General features: G+C 52.8%; 6 protein-coding genes. 2 read left to right on the forward strand and 4 right to left on the reverse strand.

Going from position 1 to position 10,485, the window contains the following annotated elements:
• Positions 1-480 precede the first annotated feature (480 nt).
• Positions 481-867 carry a helix-turn-helix domain-containing protein gene (locus CWS43_RS06320; RefSeq protein ID WP_101076072.1) on the forward strand — a complete coding sequence of 129 codons (387 nt, stop codon included), beginning with the start codon at positions 481-483 and terminating at the stop codon, positions 865-867.
• Positions 868-985: 118 nt separating this feature from the next.
• Here CWS43_RS06320 and ompC read toward each other — a convergent pair whose 3' ends face one another.
• A complete protein-coding gene (gene ompC / locus CWS43_RS06325) occupies positions 986-2,110 on the reverse strand; it encodes a porin OmpC (RefSeq protein ID WP_101076073.1) in 1,125 nt (374 codons plus the stop codon).
• Between the two features lie 782 nt (positions 2,111-2,892).
• Here ompC and CWS43_RS06330 point away from each other — a divergent pair.
• A complete protein-coding gene (locus CWS43_RS06330) occupies positions 2,893-4,884 on the forward strand; it encodes a DUF4034 domain-containing protein (protein WP_101076074.1) in 1,992 nt (663 codons plus the stop codon).
• Between the two features lie 737 nt (positions 4,885-5,621).
• Here CWS43_RS06330 and CWS43_RS06335 read toward each other — a convergent pair.
• The 3 genes from CWS43_RS06335 to CWS43_RS06345 are packed head-to-tail and all read right to left on the reverse strand — an operon-like array spanning position 5,622 to position 10,413.
• Entirely contained in the window at positions 5,622-6,791 is a 1,170-nt protein-coding gene (locus tag CWS43_RS06335; RefSeq protein WP_101076075.1) for an HlyD family efflux transporter periplasmic adaptor subunit, read from the reverse strand.
• A 17-nt stretch (positions 6,792-6,808) separates the two neighbouring features.
• Entirely contained in the window at positions 6,809-8,986 is a 2,178-nt protein-coding gene (locus CWS43_RS06340; RefSeq protein WP_101076076.1) for a type I secretion system permease/ATPase, read from the reverse strand.
• Positions 8,987-9,036: 50 nt separating this feature from the next.
• The gene (locus tag CWS43_RS06345; protein ID WP_101076077.1) at positions 9,037-10,413 is read right to left on the reverse strand and encodes a TolC family outer membrane protein; all 1,377 of its coding nucleotides are present in this window, start codon (positions 10,411-10,413) and stop codon (positions 9,037-9,039) included.
• Positions 10,414-10,485: the final 72 nt, after the last annotated feature.

Here is a 10,485-nt window from a genome sequence, read left to right on the forward strand (position 1 = left end):
AGACTGGATCTCACGAAGATAAGCGGTTAACGTGCGCATGTTTTATTAGCCAATGATCCATGCCGGAGGAAGAGCGCACGCTCTGTAAGAAACGAATGAAACGGCTTCTTATCGTTTTTTTGATATTTGTCGCGGTTTGCTTAGGCGTTATTGCACTGAATATGCAGGGCAGTGGTCCCTGGTAACTGAGTTCCAAACCCTGAGGGGATAAAGGGAGACATCACTGTGCCAACCGGTAAGAACTTTGTGATTTTTATTGTTCTTATTCTCGTCGGGATAGTACTGGTGGACGATGGCATCGCCCGATTAATTCACTGGATCCTGTTACGTTAAGTCATGGCCCGTCAGGCTGTTTGCCAGCCCTGCTCAGCGGGCCATTTTTGTTCACTTCCGCCGTTGTACGCCGCTGAGCAACACCTGCCACGCCATCATGGCGAAGTCGTGTATAATAGCGATATTCAACCTTAATACAGACTGGTTATGGCTCAAGATATTCATATCGCTATTGTCTGCGCACTCAGCAAATGGATTGAAGGCCACCTTGGCCGTGTGATCCACCTTGAAGAACTGGCTGAGTATTCAGGCTATTCGCTCTGGCACATGCAAAAATTGTTCAAAGAATCGACAGGCATTTCTCTGGGGAAGTACATCAGGGAACGACGTCTGGCGAGCGCTGTTTATCAGCTGAGCAGCAGTGAGACCCCCATTTTCGATATCGCAATGGATTTCGGTTTCGGCTCACAGTCGCATTTCACCTACATGTTCCGCAAGCGTTTCAATATTACGCCGCATGAATTCCGTCAGAATCCTGACATCGAACTCGATGTTTCCCCGCCGCTGCATCTGATCCACCAAAAATCAGCCTGAAGTTGCCAGAAGTCGAAATCACTCAGGTCCGGGTGCGCCAGACGCATAAAAAAACGCGACCTTCAGAGGCCGCGTTCTTTTAGTGCTAAGCGCTATTCTGTGTCTGAGAAAGGCACTCTTAGAACTGGTATACCAGACCTACGGCGGTAACGTCGTCGGTGTTGATGCCAGCGTTATCCGTGAAGGTGCTGCTGTCGATCAGGTTAATTTTGTAGTCAACGTAAGCTGACATATTTTTGTTGAAGTAGTAGGTCGCCCCCAGGTCAACAAATTTAACCAGATCCTGATTTTGGTAGTTATTACCCAGGCTATCAGAACCTAAATCTTTACCACGGGTTTGGTTATAGGCCACGAACGGACGCAGGCCGAAATCAAACTGGTAGCTTGCGTAGGCTTCAAAGGCCTGGGATTCGTTCGCATAACCGAAAGCTTCTGAATCCTTATAAGTACCGAAACGTGAAGCATTGTAAGCCTGGGTATACATCGCTGCCAGATAGATATTGTTGGCATCATATTTCAGGCCACCGCTGTAACCTTCTGCTTTTTTACCGTAACCCATCACGCCAGGCGCCGTGTTTTGCTCGTCAGTACGATCAGAGTTGAAGAATGCACCTGCCACGCTGACACCCGCGCCAATATCGTAGCTCAGGGACATACCGTAACCGTCACCGTTTTGCATCAGCACATCACGGGTACCGAGTTCTGAGCCACCGCTGTCGTTTTTACCCTGATATTGCAGAGCAAAGTGCAAGCCATCGACCAGGCCGAAGAAGTTGTCGTTACGGTAGGTCGCCACACCGTTGGTACGCTGATACAGGAACTGGTCAGCACCGTAGGTGGAGCCATCAAACTCAGGCTGCATATCGGTCCAGGCCGCGACGTCATACATTACGCCGTTGTTACGACCATAGTCGAAAGAGCCCATGTCGCCGAATTTCAAACCAGCGAAACCGTAACGGGTGAATGACGTGTTGCTGGATCCTTCGTCCTGGTTAGCCTGAACCTGATATTCCCACTGGCCGTAACCGGTCAGTTGATCAGTAATCTGCGTTTCGCCTTTGAAACCCAGACGGATGTAGCTCTGATCGCCGTCGCTACCCGCGTTGTTTGAAAAGTAGTGTAAACCATCAACTAAACCGTAAAGGTCCAGCTTATTACCATCTTTATTATAAACTTCTGCCGCACTTGCTGAGCCCGCAACAATCAATGCAGGGATCATGAGTGAAAGAACACGGAGTTTCATTTTTTGTCCTCGATAGGTGTCGGACCGCGCCACTGAATGTAAAGTACACGTTTTTACTGATTTAAATCTGTTTAACGCTTTTGAGTATCGGTATGAATTTTGGCCCGACATGGCAATTCCATTCTCTGGATATAAATACTATTAATCCAGAAAGAAAATGATACGAAATTAGTTAAGACATTTCCTTTATATTTAAAGGTGTAACAAAAGATTAATATTGAGCAATTTTAAACCTTGCAATATTTGTTAAAATAAAGCACGCAAAGCTAATTTAGCTTAAAAACATTTAAAAACAATAACATATAAAAAATACTTACCGCACTAAGTGATAAAGCATACATTCAGCAATAATATATACTCTCTCTCGCTATCATCATTATTTGTTATTTTATTACCCTCATTCCCCGTTTTGTGGAAACAACAGCCGACCCTTTTGGGTCGGTTTTTTTTGTTTTCCAAAGAGATAATTACTCATTGTGATATTCATCACTAATTATATCGCGCGGGTTGACAATACTTCTCCATAATTACCCCACACTTTCTCCATCTTCTCAATTACGATTTTCTTAATAGTCGATATCTAATCCTTTAAATTAATAAGATATTTTAGGAAAATTATTAATCATTATTATCGACATTATGGAGAGGCTTTGTTGGTCACCTGCGGTTCAGATCCGTTACTATAGTGAAAGTCAGACCAATCCCGCTGTTCGTTCCGGGGAAGACCGTTAGACTGCCCGTGCCACGCAATACCTTACTTATTCAACCGTTCAGGGAACCTCATGCCACAACAGGATCACCAGCCCGACAACATTTCTAAAGCCAGAATGCTTCTGGCAACCCGCCGTTTTCTCAAACTCGACGAGTGGCTGTTGTCACAAATGCGTGGCTGGCAGAATCAGGGCGAAAGCCACAGCGATTACGGATTATTAATGCATCCGTCCACGCTGTTTGGCGGCACGGAGTTCCAGGCGCTGAATCCGCTGGAGATCCTCAGCGACTGGGCGCAGCAATGTCCGCAGAGCTATCATGCACATGTTTTGCTGGGGATGGTCTGGCACGAAAATGCCTGGGTGATCCGCCAGGCGCCCAATGAAGAAGACATCGAAGATCACCAGTGGCTCGGTGCCCAGTTGTGCTGTAATTATGCCGTTCTGGCTTTCCTGCGCGCCATAGAATTGCACGCACGTCCGACGCATGCATTCCGTCATATGATGAATCTGAGCGGTGGCTTCGGCGAACCTTACTGGCTGAAATCCTTATTCGCCGGTGAAATTCCCAAACCGCTGCATGAAAAGTTTTCGATTCAGGGCAGTGAAATCTGGCAGGCGGGCATCGCGCACATTCATGCACTCGGTTTTGAACCCGCGACGCACTGGCCACAGTCCTTACCTGCTGCCCTGCAACAAACCCGCAAAGCGGACGAAGAAGCGCTGGATTACTGGCTGCGCATGGCGATGTCAGTACGTCACGCGGACGTCGGCACGATGGAATCCTATCTTTTATTTCATTCCGCATTTTGGGGCGGCGGCGATGAGCAGCAGATGCTGATTATCGACAGCCCGCTGTGTGCTGAATTTACCGACGATGAACGCAACCAGTTCCGTGCAAATGCCCTGTGCGATGCCTTATCCGGCGATATTGCAGACCTGGGATCCCCACGCGCTGCGCAATTGCAGGAGTGCCTGGCAGGCTTACTGGCTCAGCCCCTGGTGCCGGAAACCCGTATCCGTCTGCTGGATCTGGCCGGGATTTGCATGGCTTACTGGCAGGATGACGATCAGGCCGGGCTGGCGGTTTATCAGGATCTCTTCGCGGTTTCCCCGCAGGCGATGCCCGGCCACTTTGCCGCGTTGTTTATCTCCCGTGCGGTGCTGGCGAACGGCCACCAGGAAGGATTACCGGTGCTGACGCAACTGCTGACCCGCGCGCTGAGTCAGGCCACCGATCCGGTGCTGGTCGGCTTTGCCGCCGCCGCCCTGCAATATGGTTTGTACGGATTGCCTGCCAGACCGGAGCTGAGCAGCGGGTTAATGGAGCACGCCTGGTCTTTGATGCAGCAATCCGGTGACGAGCAACCGGTTAAAGATCTGGTCACGCTGGCCCACGATATGGCAATCAATGACGATATTGATGCGGCCCATTACCTGATGACTGAAATGGCCCGCCACGGCAGCGCCATTCACTGCTACGAGCTGTATTTCTTTTACCGCAACAGCTGGCATCAGGATGTCCCGGAGCAATACCACAACGACAGCAACGCGATGGATTGCGTGCTCAGCGCCGCGCGTTCCGGGTTGGTTCCGGCTATGTTTACCTGTGCTAACGCCCTGCGTGAAGGGCTTGGCGCAGAACCGGACTACGAACAGGCTATGCACTGGTATCAGCGGGCAATGGAAGCCGGGCATTTATCCGCCGCCTACTTCCGCGCCAGTTGTGCACTGGACAATGGTTCAGAGACTGAAAAACGCCAGGCGGCGGAAATCTGGTTACCGGATATTTTGCAAAATCCTGCGCATCCCGAGCGCGCCGAAGCGGCTTACACGCTGGGTATGGCCTGGCTTACAGGCACCGGCGTGAAGAAGAACCGTTATACGGCGGATAAGTTTATGGAGTTTGTGCTGGCGTTAAATCCAGAATCCGAAGCCGCAAAACAGGTGCATCAGGATCTCAACGGTTCACTGCGGGCACGAATGAATTTATGGCAGGATAAACGGAAAGCCGAAATGGAAGATCCGGTCGCGGAGTTTCTGCGCCAAGAGCCGCTGGAATAAGCTAATACTGGAGTTTTGTACCTTTTGGAAAGGTGCAAATTTAGGTTTTTCATATGCGGTGATCGCTTAGATCAAAACCTTGGGTTGCCACCCAAACCGGCAAGACCTTGGGCTCGCCGCCCAAACTGGCCCAAAGGGTTTTAAACGAAACCCTTTGGAATCCTGCGTTTTTTTAACTGCGCGCTGCCGCTTGCTGGTTATGTTTCAGACACAATAGCTATTGCCGCGAAAACTTGCCGCTGCGCGGTTCCCTTACTCGGTTTCGAGCCATTGGTCTCGAAACACTTCGCTCGGCAAGCTTTCTGAAAGCGGCCACTGGCTATGTAATTCAGCATGCTTTTTGAAAGCGGCTGGGGGCTTATCTAAATTCAACGGTATTTTTAAGTAGCAATCCGCAGTGAGGTTGCGATTTAGAAAGTCTGTGGCCGCTTTCAAAACGACGTTGAGTGAGAGGTGAGAAACAGCGAAAGTCTTTTCCGAGCAGATTCGAACCCGAAGCGAAAGTACCGCGCAGCGGCGGCGTTTGCGGCAATAGCCGAAGTTTCTGGAACATAGCCAGCGAGCGGCAGCGCGCAGTTAAAAAGCGCGGGTGTCCAGAGGGCGCGCGCGTTAACGCGCCCTTTGGGCCAGTTTGGGCGGCGAGCCCAAGGTTTTGCCAGTCTGGATGGCACCCCAAGGCTTTAACCTGAAATTTCAGGCTTTTAAAAGCCGAAAAAACAGGCGGCTTACCTGTTAACTTACCGCTCCCTCAGCGACTCCTTCACTTTGTTCAATGGTTTAATCAGATAGTCCAGAACGCTTTTCTGGCCGGTTTTGATATCTACGTTCGCCACCATCCCCGGCACAATCGGGAACTGGCGTCCGGCTTTGTTGGTCAGGAACGCTTTATCCGTCCGGACATACACGCGGTAATAATACTGATCGCGCTTCACCTCATCCTGTAAGGTGTCCGGCGAAACGCCTTCAACTTTCCCGTCCAGGTCACCATAAATAGAAGAGTCGTAGGCCGATATTTTCACCGTTGCCGGAAGCCCCGGTCGGATATACGCGATATCACGCGGGTTAATGCGCGTTTCGATCAGCAACTGATCTTCAATCGGGACGATTTCCATCAATTTGCCCCCTGGCTGCAAAACACCACCGACGGTGGAAACCTGAATATCTTTAACAATTCCGTGTACTGGTGAATACAGCTCGGAGCGTGTGACCTGATCTTCTTTCCCCGCCATCACCTGCAATTCAGCGTCCAGATCGGCGTTGTTTTTTACCTGCTCCTCACGCGCCCTTACCGCATACTGGTTGACCGCATCGTCAATTTTACCGCGCAGCTCACTGGCCTGACGTTTCAGACGGATCACCTCCACCTGCCCTGCTGCCCCTTTCGCGACCAGCGGCTGGGTCATGTTAATTTCGTCATTGACCAGTTTGAGAGACTGCTGGAGATTGCCAACTGTTTCATCACGATTTTGTTTACGCGACAGATAAAGCTGGCGTTCACGCGCGACCAGCTCCGGGGCTTTCATGGTTTCCGGGCTGAATTTCAGCGGCGCGCCGGTCAGTTCTGCACTCAGCCTTTCAGAAGAAGCGCGAAGGGTTCTGACGCGTGACGCAGCCTCCCCGTAATTTGACTGCGAACGGGTGGGATCAAGCTGTGCCAGAAGCTGTCCGCGACTCACCACCGACCCTTCCTGAACCATCAGTTTCAGGATGACACCGCCGTCGAGCGAATCAATCTGCTGCGCTTTACTGGACGGCGTGACTTTCCCCGTCCCCACCGTCACTTCATCCAACACAGCAAAGCGTGCCCAGACAAAGAAAATCACCAGACTGGCCAGTATCGCCCAGATAATCCACGAGACTTTGCGGTTTTCTGCATCCAGCTCATCGTGCAATGTAACATGTGCCATACGATGCCCTTAGCAGCTCAGGCTGCGCCTTGTTTGTTATCGGCTACGACGGCAGCCGCCGGAGCCAGTGTATTGCTGGCTGCTTTCGCCAGTATCTGATCCCGCGGTCCGTCAGCCACTACGCGCCCGTTATCCATCACCACAATTCTGTCCACCAGTTTGAGCAGCGCCGGGCGATGCGTCACCACAATCAATGTGCGCCCGACCAGCCAGGCGTGGAGCTGGCGAATGACGTACTCCTCCAGTTGTTCATCCATCGATGCGGTGGGCTCATCCATCAGCACCACCTGCGGGTTACGCAGGATCATGCGGCTCAGCATCACCATCTGGCGCTGACCACCAGATAACCCCCGCCCGCCTTCATTGATCATTTTATCAAGGCTTGAGGCATCAGCCTGCACCATCGACAGCGCACCGCTGATACGCAGTGCCTGCAACATTTCCTGATCGGTAGCATGCGGATAGCCGAGCATCAGGTTCTGGCGCAGCGTGCCGAAGAACAACCGTGAATCTTGCGACAGATAACCCAGCTGGCGGCGGATATCTGCCGGTTCGACTTTCGTCATGTCCACGCCATCGATCAGGATTTTCCCCTGCGACGGGCTCGCCTGGCCGGAAAGCAATTTCAGCAGCGTGGATTTACCCGCGCCAACTTTACCGAGGATCGCCACACGTTCGCCGGGTTTGATTTCCAGTTGCCCGATACCCAGCACGTTAGGCGCATTTTCTTTGTCGTAGGTGTATTGCAAATTACGCACATTGAAATGGCCGCTCAGCGTCGGGCAATGCGACAACTCGGCGTCAGCGGGCCGGTCGATAGGCTTTTTCAGCAATTCATCCAGCCCGTGCATGGCACTTTTGGCGTGCTGCCAGCGGGAGAAGACCATCGTCAGTTGCATCAGAGGCGCAATAGTCCGTGAGGACAGCATGCTGCTGGCAACCAGCGTACCGGTCGTTATCTCGCCGTTCAGCACCAGATACACCCCAAATACCAGCATGCCCCCGTAAGTCAGTTGCTGAACCGTCGAAGCCCAGCCGGTCAGGCGTGCGCCCCAGACACGCTGTTTCATCCCGACGGCGGCACTGACTTCATGCGTCTGTTCCCACTGCCGTTGGAAATACGCTTCCGCCTGCAAAGCTTTGATGTCTTCAATGCCTTCAATGGTTTCCACCAGCACCGCGTTACGCAGCGCACTTTCCCGCATGCCCTCTTTGGCCAGTTTTGCCATCGGCCACTGGATAAGAATGCCGGGAATGACAATGAGCGGGATCGCCAGCAGAGGGATGATCACCAGCGGGCCGCCAATGAAAAACATGATGCCGAGGAACAGCAACACAAAAGGCATATCCGCCGCAGCGCTGATGGTGGTTGAGGTCAGCAGTTCGCGTACCTGGTCGATTTCACGCAACTGGGAAATAAAGGAGCCGGTGGATTTTGGCCGGTCATCATTTTTGATGTTCATCGCCCTGACAAAGAACAGCGACGATACTTTAAGATCGACCTTCTTACCCATCAGATCAGACACCAGCGTACGCATCAGGCGGATGACATATTCCATAATGGCCGCCAGCACCACACCGAAAAACAGTACCCACAGGGTCGGATAGGATTGCGCCGGGATCACCCGGTCATAGACCTGCATCGAGAACAAAATCCCAGCCAGCGCCAGCACGTTACCCAAAACAGAGGCCAGAGAGATTTCCGCGATTTTGCGTCCTGCCCCTCTGAAATTCTCCCAAAACCAGTGCTTACGGTGCGGCTGAACAAACTGGTCGATACGCTCATCACGCCCGCGTGCCGCAACGCCAACCAGAAAAACCGGCCCGGCACTTTGCTCAAGTATCGTGACCAGCTCTGCCGAACGCAGTAAATCACCGCCGTCGCTGAGCCAGTAATCCACCATTCCGTCATCATGAAGACTTTCCAGAACGGCAATCCCCCCCTGTTCAAGGGTAATTACCGCCGGCAAAACCTCCTGACGCCAGCGCACCTGATTCCAGCTGACCATCCCGACCTGCAATCCCATCAGGCCACTGAGCCGGTCAAGCTGACGCCGTAACGGCTGATGTTCGAACCAGCGCATTTGCTGGCGAAGATAAAGCGGATCTGCTGGCTTACCGAATGTTTCGGCTACGCGCCCCATAGCGCTTATCCAGACGTCGATCGACAAAGGTGTTGTTGTTTCGTTACTCATTTTCAACCTCGATATCGAATGCTTCTGGTATATCTCCGGGCTGTTTCGCCTTACAGCGCCGGGATGGTGTCACCCGTTTGTTTCTGCCGGTCGATGCCTAACATATCGACCAGATTATCCACTGCCGCCGCGTACCGCACCGTCGCATCCCAGCCGTCGTAAAGTGCACCGATGCGCATGGTGTCGGCCTGAAAAACGTCCTGCTCAACGCTGAGTAAATCGTTAAGGCTGCGCTTGCTCAGTTTGTATTCGTCCTGATACACGCTGCGGGTGTGTGTTGCGCTGGCATATTGTTCTTCACCTGCCAGGTTGCGCTGCTGCCCCCCGATCATGTCTGCATACGCCGTCGAGGCTTTCTGATTGATATCCAGTTTGGCTTTTTCGACATCCGCCTGCGCCGCCTGCCGCTGCCCTTCTGCCGCCCGGACTTTGGCACTCACCGCGCCCCCCTGATAAACCGGCGCATCCACGGCCAGCTGTAGCCGGTCATCCCAGTAAGAACCGGTCGTCCCGTTATTGTCATAACGGGTGCGGCCTGCCTGGACTTTTACCGTCGGCCAGTGTTGCGCCTCAGCCTGATTGACCTGTTCGATCGCCGCCTGTTGCTTGGCCTGCGCGGCCCGAACCAGCGTGCTGTTTTCATAAGGGATTTTGTCGAGAGTGACTTTCTGATTAAGAAGGCTTTGCGGCAAATCCGGTAAGTTGTTGGAGACCACACCGGTCAGCACGGTCAGCTGCGCCTGCGCCGATCGCTCCTGAGCGCGATATTGCTCGACGGTCGCCTTCATACCGGCAATGCGGGTTTCCGCCTGTAAGACATCTGACTGCGAACTCAGGCCAGCATCCGCACGCAGTTTGGCGGTATCCCTGACGCGCGTCAGCGAAGCAATATTATCCTGCGCCGCCAGGCCCAGAGCCTGATAGCGTTTTACCGAGAGATACGCCTGCATCGTGCTCAGTGCCACGTCGGTCATGGTGCTGTAGAGAGAAAAACGATAAGAATCCGACAGGTATTCCTGCTCGCCAATGCTGCCGTTGGTTTTACCAAAGTCCCAAAGCAACTGGCTGAGCTGTATGCCCGCGGAGCCAGTGCTGCTCTGATCGCCCGACGAATAGGTCTGCCGGGATTGCCCCGCCGCACCCTGTAAGGACACCTGCGGATACCACGCACTTTTCGCGGCATCGAGATTCCCGCCGCCCACGCGGATTTGCGCCGCCGCTTCCGCAATTTGTGGGTTTCGCGCAAACGCCCGCAAGATGGCATCCCGCAATGTCAGACTGGCCCGCATTTCCTCCGTTGGTGCTGCCTGCCAGTTGAATTCCGGCTGTTTATCAGCCGCCATCACACCCTGATTCCCTGTTAATCCTGTCAGGCACAATGTGCCCAATATCACGGCCATTGACCGTATCACTGTCTTTTTTGTCATTACCGACACCACTTAATTACGCCGATATATTTTGGTTCAACACCTCCCCGCCAGGGGGAGGTGCAGACCGGG

The sequence above is a fragment of the Rahnella sp. AA genome, from assembly GCF_002834385.1.
In the GTDB taxonomy this organism is placed as follows: Bacteria; Pseudomonadota; Gammaproteobacteria; order Enterobacterales; family Enterobacteriaceae; genus Rahnella.